Origin of the sequence: Brevundimonas sp. UBA5866, assembly GCF_002432125.1 — a bacterium.
Lineage (GTDB): Bacteria > Pseudomonadota > Alphaproteobacteria > Caulobacterales > Caulobacteraceae > Brevundimonas.
This window is the reverse complement of sequence record NZ_DJFS01000020.1, coordinates 36,657-58,969: the sequence shown is the minus strand read 5'-3', so window position 1 is coordinate 58,969 and position 22,313 is coordinate 36,657. Positions and strand designations below refer to the sequence as shown.

The following is a 22,313-nucleotide window of genomic DNA, read 5'->3' as shown; positions in this document are numbered from 1 at the left end:
CTCGGCGGTCTTCTTGCCGATGCCCGGGATGCGGGTCAGCGCGGTGATGTCGCCGGCCTGCAGCATGCGCGCGAACTCGTCCACGCTGACGCCGGAGAGCACCGCCAGCGCGATCTTGGCGCCGATCCCGCTGACCTTCTGCACATCGCGGAACAGGCGGCGCTCACCCTCGCGCAGGAAACCGTACAGCGAGACGCTGTCTTCCTTCTGCGCGTAATGGGTGAACAGCGTGACCTCGCGGCCCAGCTCGGGCAGGTCGTAGAAGGTGCTCATCGGCGCCTCCAGTTCGTAACCGACGCCATTGACGTCGACCATGAGCCACGGCGGCGCCTTGTAGGCCACGATCCCGCGCAGACGACCAATCATGCAGTTTTCCTCATTTCCGGCTCCAGGCCTGGCGCGCATTGACGCCCAGGCGCAGCGCCGTGGCCCGGACATGGGCGTGGGTGATCGCCACGGCCAACGCGTCGGCGGCGTCGGCCTGCAGCTTGGTTTTCAGGTTGAGCATGAGCCCGACCATGTGTTGGACCTGTTGTTTTTCCGCGCCACCGCGGCCGACCACGGCCAGCTTGATCTCGGTGGCCGCGTATTCGCTGACCGGCAGGTCGCGCATCACCACGGCCGAGATGGCCGCGCCGCGGGCCTGGCCCAGCTTCAGTGCCGAATCCGGGTTGCGTGCCATGAACACCTTTTCGATGGCCACTTCGTCGGGGCGGTACTCCTCGACCAGGGCGGTCAGGCCCACCACCAGCAGCTTCATCCGCTGCGGGAAGTCGTCCGCGCCCAGCAGCACCAGCGGCAGGTGGTGGACATGCACCACCCTGCCGGCGGCGTCCACATCAATGATGCCCACCCCGGTGCGCTGCGAACCGGGGTCGATGCCGAGGATGCGTGTCATGCGGCACGCACACGGCCGCCCGCGGCCCGGAAGGGACACATGCGGCGGGGATAACAGGGAACGGCTGGAGTCATCATGGTCCGCATTGTCCGCTCACCGGTCGCGCAAAGCGACCGGTGAAGGGCCCGCTCAGGCGTAGGCGTCCGCGCCGAGATCGGCGTTGGAGAACACGTCCTGCACGTCGTCCAGGTCTTCGAGCATGTCCAGCAGCTTCTTGACCTGCAGAGCGGTGTCGCCCTCGACCTTGATGTCGTTGTCGGCACGGAAGGTGATTTCGGCATGGTCCGGCTTGAAACCGGCTGCTTCCATCGCGTCCTTGACGGCGTGATAGCTGTCGGCCGCGGTGAGCACATCGATCGCCCCATCTTCCGGGTAGACCACGATGTCGTCCGCACCGGCCTCGATCGCCGCTTCGGGTCCGAAGGGCAACATCACCAAGGCTGACGCCATCGCCGCCATCGGCGCTGCTGCTGCTGCTCCGGCCCCGGCTGCCGCACCTTCGGCTCCGCGTGAACTGGCTCCGCGCGAAGAGCGTGTGAAGATGACGCGCCTGCGTCAGACCATCGCCCGTCGCCTGAAGGAGTCGCAGAATACCGCGGCCCAGCTGACCACCTTCAACGAAGTCGACATGACCAACGTCATGGCCCTTCGCGCTCAGTACAAGGAGCAGTTCGAGAAGGCCCACGGCGTGAAGCTGGGCTTCATGTCCTTCTTCACCAAGGCTGTTGTCGCTGCCCTGAAGGAAATCCCGGCCATCAACGCCGAGATCGACGGCACCGACATCATCTACAAGAACCACTACGACATCGGCATCGCCGTCGGCACCGACAAGGGCCTGGTCGTTCCGGTTCTGCGTAACGCCGAAGACCTGTCGCTGGCCGGTATCGAAAAGGGTATCGCCAACCTCGGCAAGGCTGCCCGTGACGGCACCCTGAAGATGGAAGACATGCAGGGTGGTACCTTCACCATCACCAACGGCGGCACCTATGGCTCGCTGATGTCGACCCCGATCCTCAACGCTCCGCAATCGGGCATCTTGGGCATGCACAACATCGTGCAGCGTCCGATGGCCGTGAACGGCGAAGTGAAGATCCGTCCGATGATGTACCTGGCCCTCAGCTACGATCACCGCATCGTTGACGGCAAGGAAGCCGTGACCTTCCTAGTCCGCATCAAGCAGCTGCTGGAAGACCCGCAGCGCGCTCTGCTGGACCTGTAAGACCGGACAACCTGTATCCAGTCACAACGGCGGCATCTTCGGATGCCGCCGTTTTCTTTTAGGCTCAGCCTCGCCATACTCACGGTCATGAGCCTCGTCGAAATCGCCCGCTTTACCGATGTGTACGAAGCCGATCTGGCGGCGGCCTTTCTGGCATCCCACGACATTGAAGTCTCTGTCACAGAGCGGTTCCAGACGACGGTCGATCCGTTGATGCAGCGGGCGCTCGGCATCCGTCTGATGGGGCATTCCGAAGATAGGGAAAAGGCGCTGGACCTGTTGCACAGGGCCGCAGGTGGAGAGTTCGTCGAGGCATCCGACGACGAACCGATCCCTTACGATAAGGCCCGCTGGGCCGGGTGGGGCATAGCGCTCCTTGGGTTTATGGCGGCGGGTTATCCGGCCACGAGCCTGCCCCGCAGGCTTCGCCCCATACAGATTGCGGGCATGGCCATCCTGGGGCTGGCATTCGCGCTGATCGTGGGGATGTGGCTCTTTTCCCTATGAGCCGCGTTATTGAAGGTTCGAGGAGACATTCGGCGTGAAGTTTTTGTACGTAACCTTTGTATCTGCGGCTGTGGCTACACTGCTGTCGGCAGCCGTACAGACTGGTGCCAAGCCCATATTCGAGCGCACCTCGCCTTCGCTTGCGAGGATGACATACGAACGTGAGGGCGACATGGTCGTCCTGACGATCATCGCCGGCGGCATACCGAACGGCGCATCCACAGCGGCGGATTGTGCGATCAGGATCCGCGGCCTTCAGGGCGGCGATGATGTGGTCCGCGGCGAGGTTGTGCCCTGGTATTCAGGAACGACCCGGGTCACGACAGACGACATCGGCCCTGATGCGATCCGGGTGGATGTGGCGATCGGTCCGGATGGTGCGCGCGTGACCGATTATGGTGCCGCGGCCAAGCTGTGCGGCATGGGCAGCCAGCTAGACGGCCTTTACCAGCGTATCTCGGGATAAGCGCCTAGAGGCCGACGTCCCAAACACCCGCATTGCGCATACGCTCCTCGCGGGCCTCATGGGCGCGACGGGTCATGCCCGGCTCCATTTCCCGGACAGCGTCGGAAACCGTGGACTTATGCAGGCCGGGCACGACGGCATGGATGAAGGCGCATCCAGCCAGTTTCAACAGCTTGGCGCAAAAGCCCAGAGAAGCGCCCATATGCTCGAAATAGGTTTCACCAACTTCCTGAGGGTGCTCTCTGAACAGGCGGTGGAAACGCGAGGACATGGAATAAAGCCGTAAGTTGCGTCGGATCATGGTCTACCCGACGGGACTATTTTGTCCTAAACCGCGAAGGATAACAGGGGTTCATTTGTCACAGACCGATGAAATCGGCGTGAGTATGCGCACAACCCCCTAATAGGTAAGAGGAAATTCTTATGGTCGAAGCATCCGCAAAAACTTTCCGTTGGGATGACCCGTTTTATCTGTCGGGACGTCTGACGGATGAGGAGCGGATGGTGCAGGATGCGGCGCGTTCCTATGCCCGCGAAGCCCTTCTGCCGCGTGTCGTGGCTGCCTTCCGTGACGAGACGTTCGACCGCGCCATCATGACCGAGATGGGCGAGATGGGCTTCCTCGGCGCCATGCTGCCGGAACAGTACGGCGGCTCCGAAGCCAGCCACGTCGCCTATGGCCTGATCGCCCGCGAGATCGAAGCCGTGGACAGCGGCTATCGCTCGGCCATGTCGGTTCAGTCCTCGCTGGCCATGTATCCGATCTATGCCTTCGGCTCCGAAGAGCAGAAGATGAAATACCTGCCCAAGATGGCGGCGGGTGAACTGGTCGGCTGCTTCGGCCTGACCGAGGCCGACGGCGGCTCAGACCCCGCCTCCATGAAGACGACCGCTGTGGCGGTGGATGGCGGTTATCGCCTGAACGGCGGCAAATACTGGATCACCAACTCGCCCATCAGCGACCTCGCCGTCGTCTGGGCCAAGCTGGATGGCAAGATCCGCGGCTTCATCGTCGAGCGCGATTTCGAAGGTTTCACCACGGGCAAGATCGGCGACAAGCTCAGCCTGCGCGCCTCGGTCACGGGCGATATCGGCCTGAACGATGTGTTCGTGCCCGAAGCCAACATCCTGCCGGGTGTGCAGGGCCTGCGCGGTCCGTTCTCCTGCCTGAACAAAGCCCGCTATGGCATTGCATGGGGCGCTATGGGTGCCGCCGAGTTCTGCCTGCACGCCACTCGCGACTATGTGGCCGAGCGCATCCTGTTCGGTCGCCCGCTGTCGGCGCGCCAGCTGGTGCAGAAGAAGCTGGCCGATATGCAGACCGAAATCTTCCTCGGCTTCGAAGGGGCCTATGCCCTTGGCCGTCTGCTGGACACCGGTGCGTGGGTGCCCGAAGCCATCAGCCTGATGAAGCGCAACAATTGCGGCAAGGCCCTGGCCATCGCGCGCGAGGCCCGCGACATGCATGGCGGTGCCGGTATCACCGGCGAACTGCACGTCATGCGTCACGCCATGAACCTCGAGACCGTGAACACCTATGAGGGTGCCCACGACGTCCACGCCCTCATTCTGGGCCGTGCCATCACGGGCGAGGCCGCCTTCTAAACCCTTGTCAAGGTTCTGGGGGAACCGGGTGGATCAGGGTCGCGGTGTTTCCGGCTCGGGACTGGAGGACGTGTCTTCCTCGTCCTGTGGCCGGGCACCGCTGAGGCTGGGCGTGTAAAGGCCCGTTATGAAGCGGCTGACAAAGCCCTCGGGACGTATGCGCGGACCAAAGCGGGCGCAGGGGTCGGTGTCGCCGTGTTTGATCTTCTCACGCTCTTGCGGCTCGACAGCCTGAGCCACGATGCTGGCAAAGGCACCCGTCAGTTGGTGGGCATCGCCGATGCGCGAGAGTGACGGGGACTCAGTCCCGACGACCTGTGCATCACGGGCCCAGATGACTGCGGCGGCCTGTTGTCCATCGGGGGCCAGCAATTCAGCCTCTGCCGCCAGTCCGCCGGTCGAGCCGGGTACGCGGACCCCCAAAGGACCGGGAATGAAGAAGTTCGCCACTGCCGACGCTGACGAGCCCACAGCATTGGTCGGCTGAACGCGGCTGGCGGCCGCTCTCAGGCGTCCCGCACCTTGTTCGGCCTGTTCGGCGATTTCGAAACGGTCAGATACGGCAAAGCAGATACGGCGGTCGATCTCGCGGACGATGATGGCTTTTTCTTCTTCGGTAATGCCTTCGCCGATGTCGCCCACAAGAACGGTGGGTTCGATCCAGATACGGTTGATCTGCTCCAGAAGGGGCTCGTTGCGGTACTGGGCCACCTTGGCCCGCACCGTATCCGTGCGGGGCTCCAGCTTGCTGTAGTCGCTGAGGAAGCCGCTGCGGGTCACATCGGCGGACGCACAGCCCGTTAAGAGAGCGGCACCGGATGCCGCCATAACAAGATTGCGCAAACGTCCGTTTCCGGACCGCAGTTTTTTATGGAACATGGTCAGGTCCGTATCATTGATATCATTCAAATACGGCTGACGGGTCCAACCGGTTCACCTTGGTGGTCAAAGGACTTGGGTTATAGTGCTATCTGAACACCTTTCCGGAGTGACTCAATGATACGTGTCCGTGCGGCTTTTACAGCCTCAGCGCTTGGTTTGGCCGTGGTGATGTCTTGGGGCGTTATGCCGCAGACAGCCGACGCGCAGGCACAGCGTCTGGGTATGGACACTTCTCGGGGTGTTTACTCCTTTGCACCCAACCTCGAGCACAGCCTTCCGGCGGTCGTGAAGGTGCAGGCCCTGGGCCGTGCGTCGGTTGCCTCCGATGACGGTCCCAAGCCGATACAGGGCGGATCCGGCGTCATTATCGATGCCGCCAACGGTATCATCGTCACCAACCATCACGTTATCGACGGTGGCCGAAACTTTACCGTGGACCTGCCCGATGGCCGCTTCCTCGATGCCGAGCTGGTGGGGGCGGACGAAGACACCGACATTGCGGTGCTGCGCGCGCGTGGCACGGGCCTGACACAGGTGGCCCAGGTGGATTCCGATGAACTGCGCACGGGTGATCTGGCCTTCGCGGTCGGCTATCCCTTCGGTCTGGACCAAACCCTGACCATGGGGGTGATCTCGGGACTGAACCGTACGGGGCGCGGCGATACCATCGAGGACTACATCCAGACGGATGCGGCGGTGAACATGGGCAACTCCGGCGGGCCACTGCTGGACAGCCGCGGTCGCCTGATCGGTATCAATACGTCAATCCTGTCGGGTGGCATGGGCGGCGGCAATGACGGTATCGCCTTTGCGGTGCCGACCCGCATCATGCGCTTTGTCGTGGACCAGATCCTCGCTCACGGCGAAGTCAGACGTGGTCAGGTGGGGATGGTCGTCGGCTCGCTCACGGCACCCCGCGCCCGTGAGCTGGGTCTGAACATCGTGCGTGGCGCAGTGGTGTACGATGTGCGTCCGGGCTCCGCAGCCGAGCGTGCCGGATTGAAGCGCAGCGACGTGATCACCTCCCTGCAGGACCGGCCGATGGTGAATGGTGGCTCGGTCCAGGCCTCGGTGGGAATTACGACGCCGGGCACGCAACTGCCTGTCACCTATCTGCGCGACGGCAAGGAAGGCCGCACGGTACTTAGGGTAGAGGACGCGCCGGTCCATGCCGTGCGACTGGGCAGCCAGGAGGCCATTGCGCGGGGACTGACGGTACGGGCAGGCTCTGACGGTGTGGTCGTGCAGGTGGTCGAAGCCGGTTCTCTGGCGGCTTCCGAAGGCCTGAAGGCCGGAGACATTGTCACCCGGATCAATAAGGCCTCGGTACGCAGTCTGGCTGACTTTGCCTCGGCCGTGGATGGGCAGGATCGCCTGCACATTGTTGTCGAGCGTGACGGCGAGACAATGGAATTCGACCTGATCCGCTAGACGGACCAAACTGCCGATATAAAAAGCCCGCCGGTAACTGTTGCCGGCGGGCTTGTTTAATTCGGTTGCCGGCCCGCCAGTGCCTTTGAATGGGGCACCCGGAGGGGGCTGGGGGGGCTGTTCAGGGTTCCAAGTACACCCGACATCAGCGAGCCGACAAAGAGATCATCGATACGGTTCCGGGTAAGTTCTGGACCGAACCGTGTCTCTTTGAAGGTATTTGATAAACGTCTGTACGGGTGGGGGACCTAGATCTTCGACAGGATCAGGGTGGCGTTGGTGCCACCGAAGCCGAAGCTGTTGGACATGACGTGCTTCAGTTCGCCGTCGTGGCGCTTCTGAAGGATCGGCATGCCCTCGAACTCTGGGTCGAGGTTTTCGATGTGGGCGCTCTCGGCGGCAAAGCCGTGTTTCATCATCAGTAGGCAGTAGATGGCTTCCTGCACGCCAGCGGCACCCAGCGAGTGGCCCGTCAGCGACTTGGTCGAGGAAATCATCGGCATGGCATCGCCAAAGACGTTGCGGACCGCGTTCATTTCCTTGGCATCGCCCACCGGCGTCGAGGTGCCGTGCGGGTTCAGGTAGTCGATCTTGGGATTGCCCGCCATTTCGAGGGCGATCTTCATGCAGCGCTCGGCACCTTCGCCCGACGGGGCGACCATGTCATGGCCGTCGGCATTGGCGCCATAGCCGGTGACTTCGGCATAGATGGTGGCGCCACGGGCGACGGCGCGCTCGTATTCTTCCAGAACGACGATGCCCGCACCGCCCGCGATGACGAAGCCGTCACGGTCCTTGTCATAGGCGCGCGAAGCGACCGACGGGGTGTCGTTATAGTTGGACGACATGGCACCCATCGCGTCGAACATGTTCGACATGGACCAGTCGATGTCCTCGCAGCCACCGGCGAAGACCACGTCCTGCTTGCCCCAGGCGATCTGTTCGGCGGCGGCGCCGATGCAGTGGGCCGAGGTCGCGCAGGCCGACGAGATCGAATAGTTGATGCCGCGGGTCTGGAACCAGGTCGACAGCACGGCCGACGGACCCGATGCCATAGCCTTGGGCACGGCGAACGGGCCGACGCGCTTGGGCGAGCCCTTTTCGACCGTGGTCTGGGCCGATTGCAGGATGACCTGGGTCGACGGGCCGCCCTCGCCGACGATCACGCCAGTGCGGTCGTTCTTGATGTCCTCGGCGTCGATGCCGGAATCTTTCAAGGCCTCTTCAAAGGCGATGTGGGCCCAAGCCGTACCGTTAGCGAGAAAACGCGCCGCGCGGCGGTCTACCAGCGGGGCCCAGTCCTCGGCGGTCGCACCCAGGGCGGGCGGTGCCCAGACCTGGGAACGGAAGCCGTATTTGGCGTGGTCAGGCGCGGCCTGGATGCCCGAGCGGGCTTCCTTGAGTGAGGCAGCAACCTCGTCCTGGCCCGTACCGATGGACGAGACGATACCGATACCGGTGACGACAACGCGACGCATGGGCGTTCCCTCGTATTTTCTGTTTACGCTTCGGTCTTTTCGGCGTTTGCGCCGAACAGGCCGACCCGCATGTCATTGCAGGTGTAGATGACTTCGCCGTCAGCCTCGAGCACGCCATCGGCGATACCCATGACCAGCTTGCGGTTGATGACGCGTTTCAGGTGGACCTTGTAGACCACCTTCTTGATGTCGGGGGTGACCTGACCGGTGAATTTCACTTCGCCCACGCCCAGGGCACGGCCGCGGCCTGGGCCGCCTTGCCAACCCAGGTAGAAGCCGACCATCTGCCACATGGCATCCAGGCCGAGGCAACCGGGCATGACCGGGTCACCGATGAAGTGGCACTGGAAGAACCACAGGTCCGGGCGGATATCCAGCTCGGCTTCGACATAGCCCTTGCCGTAGTTGCCGCCATCGGAGTTGATCTCGACGATACGGTCGAACATCAGCATGGGCGGGGCAGGCAGCTGGGCATTGCCGGGGCCGAAGAGTTCACCACGGCCGGAGGCCAGCAGGCCTTCGAGATCAAACGACGAGGGGTATTGGGACTGGCTCAAAGTCAGAGGGCTCCGAAAGGCTATACTCGGGGGTTACACGACGCAGCGGGTCTGCTCAACCATGGTCAAGGCAGACGACGCGGTTTGTGGCCCGCAGGGCAAGGTCTGTTGGGGGATTGAACGTCTTCTCACCGAGACGGTTCATGGAATTTCAGGGGGTGTCGCGCCCCGGACCCGCAGGGCGGGCGGCGTTGCACAGTGCGCGGCTCTGGGTGCCGAAAACCTCGCGCTCGGGCACCCAGCCACGGATCTTGCGGGCCCTGACCCGGCACCAGCCCTCCTCGCATTCGTCGAGCGAGACGATGGAGCGCGGGCTGAACATGGCCCGGATCGAGGCGGTAGCCGAGCGGCCGGTCCGGATGGGGATGGCCTGGTCGGTGCGGTTGAACACGCTGCGTCGACCCGAGGCGACGGTACGGTGGATCCAGGCTACCGAGCCGTCAGGATCGCAGATCTTGCGCCATTCGCGGGTCTCGGCGATCACCTGAACGGGCAGGCCCGCCGCACGGTATTCCCACATGATGCGGTAATCGAGGCCCGGCCCCTGGCGCGCGCGCACGCGGCTGGACTTCAGTGTGATCCAACGGGGGACTTCCAATCCCGTCGGTGTCGGTCTACCGGAAGGCATCATTGTGCCTGCGCCGCTCATCAGGGCCAAACCCATCATGCCGGCAACCATTCCGATGCGACGGAAATTTTTGATCCTGACCGCAGCTTTGATAGACACATCCAGACTCTAAGATCAGCGGGCCGCAAGACCCGCAGGAAACCCCAGGCTCCTTATGTCCGTTCGCAAGCTTAAGGTCGTATTAACCAGACGACTTCCCGACGCCATCGAAACGCGTATGCGCGAACTTTTCGACGCCGAGTTGAACCTGACGGACAAGCCGATGGATCGTGAAGCCTTGGCGTCGGCGTTGCAACGAGCCGATGTGCTGGTGCCGACCATCACGGATCGCCTCGACGCCGACCTTATCAATGGTGCGGGCGAACAATTGAAAATGATTGCCAACTTCGGGGCCGGTGTGGACCACATCGACGTCGAGGCCGCGGTCGCCCGCCGGATCATTGTCTCCAATACGCCCGGTGTCCTGACCGAAGACACGGCTGATATCGCCATGTCGCTGATCCTGGCCGTCAGCCGCCGCATCGTCGAAGGGGCCAATGTGGTAACCGACGGCGCGTTCAAGGGCTGGACCCCGACCTGGATGTGCGGGCGCAAGCTGTACGGCAAGCGACTGGGCATCGTCGGCATGGGCCGCATCGGTCAGGCCCTGGCCCGCCGCGCCCGCGCTTTCGGCATGCAGGTTCACTATCATAACCGCAAGCCAGTGCCGGACATGGTGGCCGAGGAACTGGGCGCGACCTACTGGGACGATCTGGACCAGATGCTGTCGCGCATGGATGTCATCAGCCTGAACTGCCCGGCCACGCGTGACACCCATCACATGCTGTCGGCAGAGCGGATCGCCCTGCTGCAACCGCATGCCATCCTCATCAACACCGCCCGTGGCGAACTGATCGACGAGGAAGCCCTGGCCGAGGCGGTGAAGAGCCGCGCCATCTTCGGAGTGGGTCTGGACGTGTTCGAGCAGGAACCGGCGGTCCATCCGGGCCTTGTCGGCCATTTGAATGTGGTGCTGCTGCCCCACCTCGGCTCGGCGACCATCGAAGCGCGTCAGGACATGGGCGAGCGGGTGATCGCCAACATCATGACCTTCCAGAACGGCCATCGTCCGCCGGATCGCGTCATTCCGGCGATGCTCTGATCAGGCGTGGCCGCCGCAGACGGGGCATTCCGGATCGGCAGCCAGCTTCACCACGCGGGTGGCTGCCGATAGCCCGTCATAGATCAGAAGGCGGCTTTCCAGCGGTTGGCCCGCGCCGGTGATGACCTTGATGGTCTCCAGCGCCGTCATGGCACCGATGACGCCCGCCAGCGCCCCGATCACGCCCACGCGAGCGCAGGTCTCGGCCTCGGGCGGGATCTCGCTGACGAGGCATTGATAGCAGGGCTGTCCGGTAAAGACGCCCACCTGACCCGACCAGCGACCCAGTGCGCCCGACACAAGAGGCTTGCCTGTCGCAACACAGGCGGCGTTCACCGCAAAGCGCGTGTCGAAGTCATCGGTGCCGTCCAGCACCACATCGAAGCGGCTCACCAGATCTGCGGCGTTTTTCGGCGTGATGCGTTGGTTGAACAACTCCAGCACCGTGTGCGGGTTCAGCGCCGACAGGCGATCCCGCGCTACCTCGACCTTGGGCTTGCCGACATCGTCGGTGGTGAAGGTAATCTGGCGCTGAAGGTTCGACAGCGACACCACATCATCGTCGATCAGCCCCAGAGTGCCTACACCCGCTGCCGCCAGATAGAGCGCCGCCGGATTGCCGATGCCGCCCATGCCGACCACCAGAACGCGGGCGCGTTTCAGCGCCTGCTGCCCCGGTCCACCCACTTCGGACAGGATCAGGTGGCGGGCGTAGCGCTCCACCTCTTCATCGGAAAATCGCACGGGTGACTGGTTCATTTGGTCGCTATTAGCACCTTCTGCATGGCTTGGCGCTTGCGGGGAAGCGCGACGCTCGCCACATCCCCGATCATGACGCAAGCATCCTCATTCCCCGACTGGCACGGCACGACCATTCTGGCGGTTCGCAAGGACGGCAAGACCATAATCGCCGGTGACGGTCAGGTCTCGATGGGCAACACCATCGTCAAGGGCTCGGCCCGCAAGGTCCGCAAACTGGCCGGTGGCAAGGTCATTGCCGGATTTGCCGGTGCGACCGCCGACGCCCTGACCCTGATCGAGCGGCTGGAAGCCAAGCTGGAACAATATCCGGATCAGCTGGCCCGCGCCTGTGTGGATCTGGCCAAGGACTGGCGCACGGACCGCTACCTTCGCAAGCTGGAGGCCATGCTGTTGGTGGCCGACAGGAATACCATCCTGACTGTGACCGGCGTGGGTGATGTGCTGGAGCCGGAACAGGGCTGCGCCGCCGTCGGTTCGGGCGGCAACTATGCGCTGGCCGCCGCACTGGCCCTCATCGATGAGGATACCGCGCTGGGCGCCGAGGGCATCGCCCGCAAGGCGATGAAGATCGCCGCCAGCATCGACGTCTACACCAACGGCAACCTCACCATTGAGAGCCTCGAGGGTTGAGCCTTGCCGCGCCCGATGGGGCGCTCAGGTAGAGAGCCGCCCCGCGGCGAACGATGGTGCCCCTGAGGGCAAACGAGACAAAAATGACTGATCTCTCTCCACGCGAAATCGTATCGGAACTGGACCGCTATATAGTGGGTCAGCAGGACGCCAAACGTGCCGTCGCGGTGGCGCTTCGCAACCGCTGGCGTCGCAAGCGCGTGCCGGAAGACCTGCGTGACGAGGTCACGCCCAAGAACATCCTGATGATCGGCCCGACGGGCGTGGGCAAGACCGAGATCGCGCGCCGCCTCGCCAAGCTGGCCGGTTCGCCCTTCCTCAAGGTCGAGGCCACCAAATTTACCGAGGTCGGCTATGTTGGCCGCGACGTGGACCAGATCATGCGCGATCTGGTGGAAAGCGCCATCGCCATGGTTCGCGACAAGCGCCGCGTCGAGGTTCAGGCCAAGGCCGAAGCTGCCGCCGAAGAGCGCCTTCTGGACGCCCTCGTTGGCCCGACGTCCCAAGCTGCCACCCGCGATGCCTTCCGCAAGAAGCTGCGTGCCGGAGAACTGGACGACAAGGAGGTCGAGATCGCGCTGGCCGACAACGCCTCGCCCCTTCAGGGCATGGATATTCCGGGCAGCAATGTCGGCATCCTCAACCTGTCGGACATGCTGGGCAAGCTGGGTGGTGGCCGCACCAAGAGCGTTCGAATGACGGTGAAGGATGCGACCCAGCCCTTGATCACCGAAGAGGCTGACAAGCTGCTGGATCAGGACAGCCTGACCCGCGAGGCGGTGAAGCTGGCCGAGAACGAGGGCATTGTCTTCCTCGACGAGATCGACAAGGTCGCCGCCCGTCAGGAAAAGGGCGGGGCCGATGTCTCGCGCGAGGGCGTCCAGCGCGACCTGCTGCCGCTGATCGAAGGTACGACGGTTTCGACAAAATACGGTCCGGTGAAGACCGACCACGTCCTGTTCATCGCGTCCGGTGCCTTCCACGTGGCCAAGCCGTCGGACCTGCTGCCGGAACTTCAGGGCCGTCTGCCGATCCGGGTCGAGTTGAAGGCTCTGACGCGCGATGATTTCAAGCGCATCCTGACCGAGCCAGAAGCCAATCTGATCCGCCAGAACCAGGCCCTGCTGGCGACCGAGGACGTGACCGTCACCTTCACAGACGAAGCCATCGAGGCGCTGGCCGACGCGGCGGTGACCGCCAACTCGACCATCGAGAATATCGGGGCGCGCCGCCTGCAGACCGTGCTGGAGCATGTGCTGGAAGAGACCAGCTATCGTGCGTCGGACATGGCGGGCGAGACGATCGAGTTCACCGGCACGGTGGTGCGCGAGAAACTGGGCGAACTGACCGGAAACGTCGACCTCAGCCGCTATATCCTGTGACATAGCGGCCAAGGCCGGAAGTTGAGGACCGTCGGGGCTTTAGGCGCCGGCGGTCTTTCTCATTTCGGAGACGGCCTGAACGAGGCGTTCCAGCTCGTGCGGCTTGGACAGGCGGTGGTCGCCGTCCTTGATGATGTCGAGGCGCACGTCGCCGCCTTCATGCTTCTCCATCAGGGCCAGCTGCATGCGCCACGGCACGCTTTCGTCCAGCTTGCCCTGCAGGATGTGGATCGGGGCGGGGATCAGGATCGGATTGTCGAGCAGCAGCCAATCGCGGGCCTCGTCGAACATGTGCTTGGTCAGCTGATAGCTGCCGAGACCCGGATCGGTGATGGTGGCGATGCCGTCGCGCAGGATTTCCTGACGGATATGGTCGGGCAGGTCCGGCCACATGAGGCGCTCGGTAAAGTCCTGTGCCGGATTGACCAGAACCATCCCCACCACGGCTTGCGGGCGGGCCACTGCCGCCAGCAGCGACACCCAGCCGCCCATCGAAGAGCCGACAAGGATCACCGGACGGGCCAGTTCGTCGATCAGGGCGATACAGTCCTCGCGCCAGCGGCCGATGCTGGCTTTCGTCCAGTCGCCCGACGAGACGCCGTGGGCGAAATGGTCATAGCGGACATAGTTCCAGCCCTCGGCGCGGGCGGCCTCGTCCAGTGCCAGCGCCTTGGTGCCTTCCATGTCCGAACGGAAGCCGCCCACCCAGATCACGACCGGACCCGAACCCTCGACCTGTTTATAGGCGATGGTCTCGCCATCGGGACGGGCAAAGGACTTGATCTGATCCATGGTCTTCCTCTCGCGCTTGGGACCGAAAACGGGTAGCCATCCTCCAATAGCAAAGTGAAGGCCGATCCGCGTGTCCCAATCGCCCTCCCGCGCAAATCCGCGCGTCCTGTTCATCAGTCCGAACCGTATCGGCGACAGCGTCATCGCCATGGGCATCGTGCGCGAAATCGGGCACCAGTGGCCGGGGGCGGATATCACGGTGGTGACGTCCGGCATGGCGTCGTCCTTCTATCGGGCCGCGCCGCAGGTGGTGAAGATCATCCCGATCAACAAGGAAAAGCGCGGTGGCCACTGGATCAAGCTGTGGAAGGCCGTGCGCGGTGAAAGCTGGGATGCGGTCATCGACACGCGCGGCTCGCTGACGGCCTATCTGCTCAAGGCCAAGAAGCGCATCGTCTATACGCGCAAGCTGGAAACCGGAGAGCCGAAGGTTGCGGTTATCACCCGCCTGATGTCGGCCCCGCACAGCCTAGAGCCGGAACTGTTCATCGATGACCGCGCGCGCGCCGAGGCCGCAGCTGTCATCGATCCACAACTGCATTCGGGCGCGGGCGAGGGACCGATCCTCGCCCTAGCCCCTATCGCCCACCAGAAGGGCAAGAGCTGGCCCGCCGACCGCTGGGCCGCTTTGGTTGCCAAGCTGAAGGCCGAGCCACGCTTTGACGGCTGGCGCTTCATGCCGGTCGGCGGTCCGGGGGACCATCCGCCTGCCGCGCCCGCACTGGCAGAGGCCGGAGATCGCGGCATCGACTGCGTGGGCAAGACCGACATCATCGCCTCTGCCGCCGCCATCGACCGTGCGGCGCTTTTCGTCGGTAACGACAGCGGCCTGATGCACGTCTCGGCGGCCACCGGCACGCCGACGCTGGGCCTGTTCGGCCCGACCGAGTGGTGGCTGTACGGACCGCGCGGGCCCAGGACCGCGACGGTGGCGTCCAATAATACGCGCGGCCAGTTCGCGCCCATCGAAGACCTGAGCGTCGAGGCCGTATTCGACGCCACGATCAAACTCTACGACACCTATTATGCCGGAGCGGCCAAGTGACAGAGCGCCCGCAGGTCCTGTTCATCAGCGCCGACCGCATCGGCGATGCCATCATGTCCATCGGCGCGATCCGCGAGATCGGACGCCAGATACCGGATGCCGAGATCACGGTCGCGGTTGGCCCGACGGCGGCGGCCCTGTTCCGTGCCGCGCCCGGCGTGGTCAAGGTGATCCCGTGGAAGAAGCAGAAGCTGTCGGGCCACTGGCGCACGCTCTGGCGTCAGACGGTCGGCACGAAATGGGCGATGGTCGCCGATGTGCGCGGATCGGCCATGAGCCTGTTCCTGCGTGCCAAGGAACGCCGCCTTTACAGCCGCGCGCTGGAAAAGGGTGAGATGAAGGTCGTCACCTTCTCCAACATGATGAAGGCCAAACAGGTCGCCGAGCCGGAAATCTTTCTGGACGACGCAGCCCGCGCCCGCGCCGATGAGGTCATTGGCAGCGATCCCGCCCCGATCATCGCCTTTGCCCCCATTTCCACCGCCGAGGACCGCAGCTGGCCCAAGGAGCGCTGGGCGGCGCTGATCGAAAAGCTGATGGCCGAGCCGCGCTTTGACGGCTGGCGTTTCATGGTGGTCGGCGGTCCGGGCGACCATGAGGCTGCCGCGCCGTCGCTGGCCTTGGCGGGTGATCGAGGCATCGACTTTGTCGGCAAGGGTGACATTCTGGCCTCGGCAGCCGCTCTCTCGCGCGCCAGCCTGTTCGTCGGCAACGACAGCGGACTGATGCACGTCTCGGCGGCGGCGGGCACGCCGACGCTGGCCCTGTTCGGTCCCAGCGAGTGGTGGCACAAGGCCCCGTGGGGCCCCAATGGACGCGTGCTGGCAGCCGCGCCGGTGCGGGGCGAGTTCGCCTCCATCCTGAACCTGAGCGTCGATCAGGTGTGTGATGAAGTCCTCAAACTGCATGAAAGCTTTGCAGGAGCGGCCAAGGTCGCAACCACGGCGCCTTGAATTTCCGGCCTTACATCGCCATATTCCCGCCGCTGGATGCCGTCGGGAAAGCGTGGCGGTGTCCAATACAGTTTTGACCACATAAGGAAACGACGCCCATTCGCCGTCCAATGCAAGCGCCGCCCGTGAAGGACGGCCCGCCGATGAACCAAGATATCCGTGCACCGCGCGTTCTGCTGATTGACCAGAACGGCGAAAAGCAGGGTATCATGCCGCTGTCCGCCGCACTCGAAGCGGCTGAAGAGGCTGGCCTCGATCTCGTTCAGATCGTGAACAATCCGGATGCGCCGGTTTGTAAAATCCTGGACTACGGCAAGCATCGTTTCCAAGAGCAAAAGAAGAAGGCCGAGGCCCGCAAGCGCCAGAAGGTCGTCGAGCTCAAAGAAATCAAGCTGCGTCCGAATATCGACACCCACGACTATGAAGTGAAGGCCAAGTCCATGCGCCGCTTCTTCGAGGACGGCGACAAGGTGAAGGTCACCCTGCGCTTCCGCGGTCGTGAAATGGCCCACCCGGACCTCGGCATGAAGCTGATGCATAAGGTGCAGGCCGACTTCGAGGAAGTCGCCAAGGTCGAGTTCGCGCCGAAGATGGAAGGCCGTCAGATGATCATGATCCTGGCCCCGCGTTAAGGATATCGATCATCCGGAACTTCTGGACCGAAATCATGGACGCCCCGCGACCTAGGTCGCGGGGCGTTTGTGTATCTGCAGGCCGCCTAGCCCTTGCTTTTTGGGCATCGGGGGCTTAGAACCCGCCCCTTCGTATCTACGGACCGCCGGGCGAATAGGCATTGCCTGGGCGGTTCTGAAACGGACGTCGCCTGATTTTCTTCGGAAATGACGGGGGCGACCCTCAAATCAGAGAGAGTCAAAATGCCGAAGCTTAAGACGAAGTCGGGCGCCAAGAAGCGCTTCAAATTCACCGCTACGGGCAAGGTCAAGGCCGGCGTTGCTGGCAAGCGCCACCGCCTGATCAGCCACAACTCGAAGTACATCCGCCAAAACCGCGGCACTTCGGTCATGGCTGACGCCGACGCCAAGAAGATCAAGTCCTACATGCCGTACGCCTAAGGCGCGGCTGACTTAATCTCCCCAAGCACTGAATTTGAATTTGCGTCTCTCAAGCAGCGAGCCCCCGCGGGGCGAGCGCTAGAGACCCCCCAAAAGGGAAAACAACATGGCTCGCGTTACCCGGGGCGTTACGTCCCACGCCAAGCACAAGAAGGTCCTGAAGCAAGCCAAGGGCTTCTACGGCCGCCGCAAGAATACCATCCGCGCCGCCAAGGCTGCTGTTGACCGTGCCGGTCAGTACGCCTACCGCGACCGCCGCAACAAGAAGCGCAACTTCCGCGCCCTGTGGATCCAGCGCATCAACGCTGCTGCCCGCGCTGAAGGCTTCACCTACTCGCAGTTCATCCACGGCCTCGACAAGGCTGGCATCGTTCTGGACCGTAAGGTTCTGGCTGCCATCGCCGCTGACGAAGCTGGCTTCAAGGCAATCGCCGAGAAGGTCCGCGCTGCTCTGGCCTAAGTCTTTGGCCTAAGAGAAAGCACGATCTGCTTAAAAAGCGCCCGCTCCGGTCAACGGGGCGGGCGTTTTTGCATTCTGGCCCCTGCACCGTCTGCTAAGAGGGTGACGAACGGGCCACGGCCCGATAAAGCACAGCGCAAATGACTGATCTCGTCCAACTCGAAACCGAAATCACCCAAGCCATCGGCGCGGCAGAGACTGTCGCGGCCCTTGAAGAGGTGCGCGTTGGCGCCCTCGGCAAGTCCGGCTCGATCTCCCTCCTGCTGAAGGGCATGGGCCAGCTGAGCCCCGACGAGCGCCGCGAGCGCGGTCCGGTGCTGAACGGCCTGCGCGACCGTGTGACCACGGCGCTGAATGCCAAGAAGGCCGAACTGGAAGCGGCGGAACTCAACGCCCGCCTGCTGGCCGAGCGCGTCGACCTGACCCTGCCGTCGCGTCCCCGTCGCAAGGGCGGCGTCCACCCGACCATGCAGGTCATGGACGAGATGATCGCCATCTTCGCCGAGATGGGCTTTGCCGTCGCCGAAGGTCCCGACATCGAGGACGACTTCCACAACTTCACCGCGCTGAACTTCCCGCCGAAGCATCCGGCGCGTGAGATGCACGACACCTTCTTCCTGAAGCCGGACGCCGACACGGGCGAGCGCAAGGTTCTGCGCACCCACACCTCGCCGGTTCAGGTGCGCGCGATGATGTCGCAAAAGCCGCCGATCCGTATCATCGCGCCGGGCCGCACCTTCCGTAAGGATTCTGACGCGACCCACACCCCGATGTTCCACCAGATCGAAGGTCTGGTCATCGACCGCGACATCAACATGGGTCACCTGAAGACCACGCTTGAGACCTTCATGGCCCGCTTCTTCGAGCTGGACGACGTGCAGGCCCGCTTCCGCCCGCACCACTTCCCGTTCACCGAGCCGTCGGCTGAAATGGACATCCGCTGCGACCGTTCGGGTGGCAAGCTGGTGCTGAACACCGGCGAGGACTGGCTGGAAATCCTGGGCTGCGGCATGGTTCACCCGAACGTGCTGACCGCCTGCGGCCTCGATCCGAACGAGTATCAGGGCTTTGCCTTCGGCATGGGCGTGGACCGTCTGGCCATGCTGAAATACGGCGTGCCGGACCTGCGTCCGATGTTCGACGCCGATACCCGTTGGCTTGCCCACTATGGTTTCTCGGCCTTCCAGGCCCCCAACCCGGCCTCCGGCCTGAGCTGAGGATTGCTCCCATGACTGATATCTTCTCCGAAGAAGCCGGCCGCGCCGCTGTTGAAAAGACCGAATTCGCCAACGAAGCCATCTGGCTGCCGTTGCTGGCCGTACAGCACCAGAATGCCGGTCAGCCCATCATCAAGGACAAGACCTTCACCAACTGCCTGTTCGAAGGTCCGGCTCTGATGGTGCCGGTCGACAACTGCCACTTCGATGGCTGCAACATGGGTGCCGTCAAGGACGTGAACTCATTGTTCTATACGCCCAAGGGGCCAATGCTGGTGGGCGCGGTTCCGTTTGACGGCTGCCGCTTCATCAACTGCCGCTTCTCGCAGGTCGCATTCACCGGCCACCCCGATTTCGTAGAAGGCATGGCCCAAGGCCTTATCTCGGCCTCAGAGGCCAAATGATCCATGACTGATACCCAAGACATTACTATTCCGGCCATCGGTGCAGGTCCGGAATACGAGAACCTCAACATCTGGCTTCCGGCGCTGGCTATCGAAGCGGGCCGCCGTGGCGAGGCCGTTATCGAGGGCAAGACCTACCGCAACTGCATGATCGAAGGTCCGGCTGTGCTGTTGCCGCTGGGCGCCTGCAATTTCGACGGCTGCAACATGGGTGATGCGCAGGGCGATATCCGCAACCTGCTGCTTCAGCCGATGAGCCCGCAAAAGGTGACCGGCACCATCGCCTTCAAGGATTGCCAGTTCATCAACTGTCAGTTCATCCGTGTCGGTTTCACCGGTACGCCGGACTTCCTGGAGCAGGTGCAGCAGGTCCTGACCGGAGGCGCTGCGTAATGAAGTTCACCCTTTCGTGGCTCAAGGACCACCTCGATACCACGGCTGATGTCGCCGCAGTATCCGAGGCGATGACGATGGCGGGTCTGGAAGTCGAAGAGGTTCTGGATCCCGTCTCGAAACTGGCCCCGTTCAGCGTGGCCAAGATCGTCTCGGCCGAGCGTCACCCCAATGCCGACCGCCTTCAGGTCTGTCAGGTCGACACCATCGATGGCCGCAAGGAAATCGTGTGCGGTGCGCCGAACGCCCGTCCGGGCCTGACCACCATCTATGCGCCTATCGGGGCCTATGTGCCGGGTCTGGACGTGACTCTGGTTGAAAAACCGGTGCGCGGCATCGTCTCCAACGGCATGCTTTGCTCGGGCGGCGAACTGGAACTGCCGGATCAGAATGACGGTATTCTGGAACTGTCGGACGATCTGGCTGTCGGTACCTCCGCGGCCGAGGTGTTCGGCCTCGAGCCGGTCATCGACTTTGAAGTCACCCCGAACCGCCCTGACTGGCTGGGTGTCGCCGGCATTGCCCGAGATCTGGCCGCCGCCGGTGTCGGCACGCTCAAGACGCCGGCCATCAAGCCTGTGGCAGGCAAGGGTGCGCCTAGCATCAGCGTGCGTATCGACGCGCCGGAACTGTGCCCGACCTTTGCCGGTCGCGTGATCCGTGGCGTGAAGAACGGCCCGTCGCCCAAGTGGCTTCAGGATCGCCTGACCGCCATCGGCCTGCGCCCGATCAATGCGCTGGTCGATATCACCAACCTGATCTCCTATGACCGCGCGCGCCCGCTGCACGTCTATGACATCTCCAAGCTGCAAGGCGCGGAAATCGTCGTGCGCGGCGGTGTCGAAGGCGACAGCCTGCTGGCGCTGGACGGCAAGGAATACGCTCCGCAAGCCGCCGACTGCGTGATCGCCGACAACGGCGGTGCCCGCGCCATCGGCCTTGGCGGTGTGATGGGCGGCGAGAGCACCGGCTGTTCGGACGAGACGGTCGATGTCTTTGTCGAAAGCGCCTGGTTCGAGCCGATCGTGATCGCCCAGACGGGTCGTTCGCTGGGCATCAGCTCGGACGCCCAATACCGTTTCGCGCGCGGCGTCGACACGCACTCGGTCGTTCCGGGTCTGGAGCTGGCGACCAAGCTGATCCTCGACCTGTGCGGCGGCGAGCCGTCGGACATAGTGGTGGCCGGTGAGGCACCTGCCGCACCGCAGGGCTTTGCCTTCGATCCGGCCTTTGTGAAGCGCCTGTCGGGCATGGACCTGACCGAGGACCGCATCGCCGAAATCCTGACCGCTCTCGATTTCAAGGTCGAGCGCGGTGCTTCGTGGACCGTCACGCCGCCGACCGCGCGCCGCGACGCCCACGGTCCGGCTGATCTGGTGGAAGAGATCGCCCGCATCGAAGGCTTTGCCTCGCTGCCGTCGACCCCGCTGCCGTTCGTGGCCCCGCCTGCCGGTGGCATCCTCAGCGCCCGTCAGGCCCGTGTCCGTACGGCTCGTCGCGCCCTGGCGTCGATGGGCTATGCGGAGGCTGTGACCTGGTCCTTCACCAAACAGTCGATCGCCACCCTGTTCGGCGGCGGTGACGACAAGCTGGTGCTGGAAAACCCGATTGCGTCGGACCTCGACTGCATGCGTCCGTCGGCCCTGCCGAACCTCATCCAGGCCGCCGCCCGCAACGCCGCCCGCGGTCACGCGGACGCCGCCCTGTTCGAAATCGGCCCGATCTATCTGGGCGACGGTCCCAAGGACCAGCGCACGGTCATCGCCGGTCTGGTCGCGCCGCACGCTGACCGTCACTGGCAGGGGGCGGGCGAGGATGCCCTGTTTACCCTCAAGGGTGACCTGATCGAGCTGCTGGAACTGATCGGTGCGCCGGTCGGCTCGCTGCAGCTGGTTCAGGGCCAGAACCGCGAGTGGTGGCATCCGGGCCGTTCGGCCCGTCTGCAACTGGGTCCGAAGAACATCATCGTCGAGTTCGGTGCCCTGCACCCGTCGGTGCTGAAGACGCTGGATGCCGATGGCCCGATGCTGGCCTTCGAAATCATCCTCGACAACGTTCCCGAGCCCAAGGGCAAGGGCGGCAAGGCCCGTGGTGCGGCCAGTCTGTCGAACCTGATGCCGCTGACCCGCGACTTCGCCTTTGTGGTGGACGAGGACAAGGCGGTCGGTGATCTGGTCCGCGCCGTGGCTGGTGCCGACAAGGCGCTGATCACCGATGTGCGCGTGTTCGACGTCTATCGCGGCAAGGGCGTGCCGGAAGGCCAGAAGTCGATCGCGCTGGAGGTTGAAATCCAGCCCCGCGACGCGACCCTGACCGATGCCGAAATCGAGGCCCTTATGACCAAGGTAGTGGCTGCCGCTACCAAGCTTGGCGTGGCGCTGCGGAGCTAG

General features: G+C 63.6%; 26 protein-coding genes and 1 pseudogene. 17 read left to right on the top strand and 10 right to left on the bottom strand.

The window, feature by feature from the left end; genetic code table 11:
* The 3 genes from ruvA to B3H86_RS02080 all read right to left on the bottom strand — a co-directional run.
* Positions 1-366, bottom strand: a 366-nt coding sequence (ruvA, locus tag B3H86_RS02090; protein WP_292050909.1) for a Holliday junction branch migration protein RuvA, incomplete at its 3' end; no start/stop codon positions are given.
* A gap of 10 nt (positions 367-376) precedes the next feature.
* A complete protein-coding gene (ruvC, locus tag B3H86_RS02085) occupies positions 377-898 on the bottom strand; it encodes a crossover junction endodeoxyribonuclease RuvC (protein WP_019186142.1) in 522 nt (173 codons plus the stop codon).
* 129 nt (positions 899-1,027) lie between these two features.
* Positions 1,028-1,279 (bottom strand): YebC/PmpR family DNA-binding transcriptional regulator, encoded by a 252-nt coding sequence (locus B3H86_RS02080; RefSeq protein ID WP_292050908.1) that lies wholly within the window; start codon positions 1,277-1,279, stop codon positions 1,028-1,030.
* A 16-nt stretch (positions 1,280-1,295) separates the two neighbouring features.
* Here B3H86_RS02080 and odhB point away from each other — a divergent pair.
* The 3 genes and pseudogenes from odhB to B3H86_RS02065 all read left to right on the top strand — a co-directional run.
* Positions 1,296-2,117: pseudogene (gene odhB / locus B3H86_RS02075) on the top strand (2-oxoglutarate dehydrogenase complex dihydrolipoyllysine-residue succinyltransferase); the annotation flags it as partial.
* Positions 2,118-2,204: 87 nt separating this feature from the next.
* A complete protein-coding gene (locus B3H86_RS02070) occupies positions 2,205-2,624 on the top strand; it encodes a hypothetical protein (RefSeq protein WP_292050907.1) in 420 nt (139 codons plus the stop codon).
* 34 nt (positions 2,625-2,658) lie between these two features.
* Positions 2,659-3,090, top strand: coding sequence for a hypothetical protein (locus tag B3H86_RS02065; protein WP_292050906.1), 432 nt, complete (start codon positions 2,659-2,661; stop codon positions 3,088-3,090).
* A 4-nt stretch (positions 3,091-3,094) separates the two neighbouring features.
* Here the strand turns inward: B3H86_RS02065 and B3H86_RS02060 are convergent, their stop codons facing one another.
* Entirely contained in the window at positions 3,095-3,361 is a 267-nt protein-coding gene (locus tag B3H86_RS02060) for a DUF6356 family protein (RefSeq protein ID WP_292050905.1), read from the bottom strand.
* A gap of 152 nt (positions 3,362-3,513) precedes the next feature.
* Here B3H86_RS02060 and B3H86_RS02055 point away from each other — a divergent pair, with 152 nt between their 5' ends.
* Positions 3,514-4,695: an acyl-CoA dehydrogenase gene (locus B3H86_RS02055; RefSeq protein ID WP_292050904.1), complete on the top strand. Its 1,182-nt coding sequence runs from the start codon at positions 3,514-3,516 to the stop codon at positions 4,693-4,695.
* Positions 4,696-4,728: 33 nt separating this feature from the next.
* On the opposite strand, the gene B3H86_RS02050 is transcribed toward B3H86_RS02055, so the two are convergent.
* Entirely contained in the window at positions 4,729-5,538 is an 810-nt protein-coding gene (locus B3H86_RS02050) for a DUF3313 domain-containing protein (protein WP_292050903.1), read from the bottom strand.
* A gap of 261 nt (positions 5,539-5,799) precedes the next feature.
* Here B3H86_RS02050 and B3H86_RS02045 point away from each other — a divergent pair, with 261 nt between their 5' ends.
* Positions 5,800-7,008: a trypsin-like peptidase domain-containing protein gene (locus tag B3H86_RS02045; protein WP_292050901.1), complete on the top strand. Its 1,209-nt coding sequence runs from the start codon at positions 5,800-5,802 to the stop codon at positions 7,006-7,008.
* A 248-nt stretch (positions 7,009-7,256) separates the two neighbouring features.
* Here the strand turns inward: B3H86_RS02045 and fabB are convergent, their stop codons facing one another.
* The 3 genes from fabB to B3H86_RS02030 form a co-directional block, all read right to left on the bottom strand.
* The gene (gene fabB, locus B3H86_RS02040) at positions 7,257-8,486 is read right to left on the bottom strand and encodes a beta-ketoacyl-ACP synthase I (RefSeq protein ID WP_292050900.1); all 1,230 of its coding nucleotides are present in this window, start codon (positions 8,484-8,486) and stop codon (positions 7,257-7,259) included.
* Positions 8,487-8,509: 23 nt separating this feature from the next.
* Positions 8,510-9,043, bottom strand: coding sequence for a 3-hydroxyacyl-[acyl-carrier-protein] dehydratase FabA (gene fabA / locus B3H86_RS02035; protein ID WP_292050899.1), 534 nt, complete (start codon positions 9,041-9,043; stop codon positions 8,510-8,512).
* Positions 9,044-9,194: 151 nt separating this feature from the next.
* Positions 9,195-9,710 (bottom strand): SH3 domain-containing protein, encoded by a 516-nt coding sequence (locus B3H86_RS02030; protein ID WP_292050898.1) that lies wholly within the window; start codon positions 9,708-9,710, stop codon positions 9,195-9,197.
* Between the two features lie 115 nt (positions 9,711-9,825).
* Between B3H86_RS02030 and B3H86_RS02025 the strand changes: the two genes are divergently transcribed.
* The gene (locus B3H86_RS02025) at positions 9,826-10,812 is read left to right on the top strand and encodes a 2-hydroxyacid dehydrogenase (protein ID WP_292050897.1); all 987 of its coding nucleotides are present in this window, start codon (positions 9,826-9,828) and stop codon (positions 10,810-10,812) included.
* Here B3H86_RS02025 and B3H86_RS02020 read toward each other — a convergent pair whose 3' ends face one another.
* Positions 10,813-11,556: a HesA/MoeB/ThiF family protein gene (locus B3H86_RS02020; RefSeq protein ID WP_292050915.1), complete on the bottom strand. Its 744-nt coding sequence runs from the start codon at positions 11,554-11,556 to the stop codon at positions 10,813-10,815.
* A gap of 39 nt (positions 11,557-11,595) precedes the next feature.
* Between B3H86_RS02020 and hslV the strand changes: the two genes are divergently transcribed.
* Positions 11,596-12,204, top strand: a complete 609-nt coding sequence (gene hslV, locus B3H86_RS02015; protein WP_409450241.1) for an ATP-dependent protease subunit HslV — start codon at positions 11,596-11,598, stop codon at positions 12,202-12,204.
* A gap of 83 nt (positions 12,205-12,287) precedes the next feature.
* On the top strand, positions 12,288-13,586 hold the full coding sequence (hslU, locus tag B3H86_RS02010; protein WP_292050895.1) for an ATP-dependent protease ATPase subunit HslU: 1,299 nt from the start codon (positions 12,288-12,290) through the stop codon (positions 13,584-13,586).
* Positions 13,587-13,625: 39 nt separating this feature from the next.
* Here the strand turns inward: hslU and B3H86_RS02005 are convergent, their stop codons facing one another.
* Positions 13,626-14,378 (bottom strand): alpha/beta fold hydrolase, encoded by a 753-nt coding sequence (locus tag B3H86_RS02005; RefSeq protein WP_292050894.1) that lies wholly within the window; start codon positions 14,376-14,378, stop codon positions 13,626-13,628.
* Between the two features lie 70 nt (positions 14,379-14,448).
* Here B3H86_RS02005 and B3H86_RS02000 point away from each other — a divergent pair, with 70 nt between their 5' ends.
* From B3H86_RS02000 to pheT, 9 genes are all read left to right on the top strand, one after another.
* The gene (locus B3H86_RS02000; RefSeq protein ID WP_292050893.1) at positions 14,449-15,423 is read left to right on the top strand and encodes a glycosyltransferase family 9 protein; all 975 of its coding nucleotides are present in this window, start codon (positions 14,449-14,451) and stop codon (positions 15,421-15,423) included.
* Positions 15,420-16,376, top strand: a complete 957-nt coding sequence (locus B3H86_RS01995; RefSeq protein WP_292050892.1) for a glycosyltransferase family 9 protein — start codon at positions 15,420-15,422, stop codon at positions 16,374-16,376. Before B3H86_RS02000 ends, B3H86_RS01995 begins: the two co-directional genes overlap by 4 nt.
* A 110-nt stretch (positions 16,377-16,486) precedes the next feature.
* Positions 16,487-17,008, top strand: coding sequence for a translation initiation factor IF-3 (gene infC, locus B3H86_RS01990; RefSeq protein ID WP_292050891.1), 522 nt, complete (start codon positions 16,487-16,489; stop codon positions 17,006-17,008).
* 243 nt (positions 17,009-17,251) lie between these two features.
* Positions 17,252-17,449, top strand: a complete 198-nt coding sequence (gene rpmI / locus B3H86_RS01985) for a 50S ribosomal protein L35 (RefSeq protein ID WP_003166435.1) — start codon at positions 17,252-17,254, stop codon at positions 17,447-17,449.
* A gap of 106 nt (positions 17,450-17,555) precedes the next feature.
* Positions 17,556-17,909, top strand: a complete 354-nt coding sequence (rplT, locus tag B3H86_RS01980) for a 50S ribosomal protein L20 (protein WP_292050890.1) — start codon at positions 17,556-17,558, stop codon at positions 17,907-17,909.
* A 140-nt stretch (positions 17,910-18,049) separates the two neighbouring features.
* Positions 18,050-19,126 carry a phenylalanine--tRNA ligase subunit alpha gene (gene pheS / locus B3H86_RS01975; protein ID WP_292050889.1) on the top strand — a complete coding sequence of 359 codons (1,077 nt, stop codon included), beginning with the start codon at positions 18,050-18,052 and terminating at the stop codon, positions 19,124-19,126.
* Positions 19,127-19,137: 11 nt separating this feature from the next.
* Complete coding sequence (locus B3H86_RS01970; protein ID WP_292050888.1) at positions 19,138-19,530, top strand: hypothetical protein; 393 nt, start codon at positions 19,138-19,140, stop codon at positions 19,528-19,530.
* Between the two features lie 3 nt (positions 19,531-19,533).
* Positions 19,534-19,923 carry a hypothetical protein gene (locus B3H86_RS01965; RefSeq protein ID WP_292050887.1) on the top strand — a complete coding sequence of 130 codons (390 nt, stop codon included), beginning with the start codon at positions 19,534-19,536 and terminating at the stop codon, positions 19,921-19,923.
* Positions 19,923-22,313 (top strand): phenylalanine--tRNA ligase subunit beta, encoded by a 2,391-nt coding sequence (gene pheT, locus B3H86_RS01960; RefSeq protein ID WP_292050886.1) that lies wholly within the window; start codon positions 19,923-19,925, stop codon positions 22,311-22,313. The genes B3H86_RS01965 and pheT overlap by 1 nt, the downstream gene beginning before the upstream one ends.

What these genes read in the sequence shown, in the direction of transcription:
- hslV (WP_409450241.1), top strand. Translation starts at nt 11,596, where the DNA reads ATGGCTTGGCGCTTGCGGGGAAGCGCGACGCTCGCCACATCCCCGATC.
- B3H86_RS02060 (WP_292050905.1), bottom strand. Translation starts at nt 3,361, where the DNA reads ATGTCCTCGCGTTTCCACCGCCTGTTCAGAGAGCACCCTCAGGAAGTT.
- B3H86_RS01970 (WP_292050888.1), top strand. Translation starts at nt 19,138, where the DNA reads ATGACTGATATCTTCTCCGAAGAAGCCGGCCGCGCCGCTGTTGAAAAG.
- pheT (WP_292050886.1), top strand. Translation starts at nt 19,923, where the DNA reads ATGAAGTTCACCCTTTCGTGGCTCAAGGACCACCTCGATACCACGGCT.
- B3H86_RS02030 (WP_292050898.1), bottom strand. Translation starts at nt 9,710, where the DNA reads ATGATGGGTTTGGCCCTGATGAGCGGCGCAGGCACAATGATGCCTTCC.
- hslU (WP_292050895.1), top strand. Translation starts at nt 12,288, where the DNA reads ATGACTGATCTCTCTCCACGCGAAATCGTATCGGAACTGGACCGCTAT.
- infC (WP_292050891.1), top strand. Translation starts at nt 16,487, where the DNA reads ATGCAAGCGCCGCCCGTGAAGGACGGCCCGCCGATGAACCAAGATATC.
- pheS (WP_292050889.1), top strand. Translation starts at nt 18,050, where the DNA reads ATGACTGATCTCGTCCAACTCGAAACCGAAATCACCCAAGCCATCGGC.
- B3H86_RS02070 (WP_292050907.1), top strand. Translation starts at nt 2,205, where the DNA reads ATGAGCCTCGTCGAAATCGCCCGCTTTACCGATGTGTACGAAGCCGAT.
- fabB (WP_292050900.1), bottom strand. Translation starts at nt 8,486, where the DNA reads ATGCGTCGCGTTGTCGTCACCGGTATCGGTATCGTCTCGTCCATCGGT.
- rpmI (WP_003166435.1), top strand. Translation starts at nt 17,252, where the DNA reads ATGCCGAAGCTTAAGACGAAGTCGGGCGCCAAGAAGCGCTTCAAATTC.
- B3H86_RS01965 (WP_292050887.1), top strand. Translation starts at nt 19,534, where the DNA reads ATGACTGATACCCAAGACATTACTATTCCGGCCATCGGTGCAGGTCCG.
- B3H86_RS02005 (WP_292050894.1), bottom strand. Translation starts at nt 14,378, where the DNA reads ATGGATCAGATCAAGTCCTTTGCCCGTCCCGATGGCGAGACCATCGCC.
- B3H86_RS02055 (WP_292050904.1), top strand. Translation starts at nt 3,514, where the DNA reads ATGGTCGAAGCATCCGCAAAAACTTTCCGTTGGGATGACCCGTTTTAT.
- B3H86_RS02025 (WP_292050897.1), top strand. Translation starts at nt 9,826, where the DNA reads ATGTCCGTTCGCAAGCTTAAGGTCGTATTAACCAGACGACTTCCCGAC.
- ruvC (WP_019186142.1), bottom strand. Translation starts at nt 898, where the DNA reads ATGACACGCATCCTCGGCATCGACCCCGGTTCGCAGCGCACCGGGGTG.
- rplT (WP_292050890.1), top strand. Translation starts at nt 17,556, where the DNA reads ATGGCTCGCGTTACCCGGGGCGTTACGTCCCACGCCAAGCACAAGAAG.
- B3H86_RS02045 (WP_292050901.1), top strand. Translation starts at nt 5,800, where the DNA reads ATGGACACTTCTCGGGGTGTTTACTCCTTTGCACCCAACCTCGAGCAC.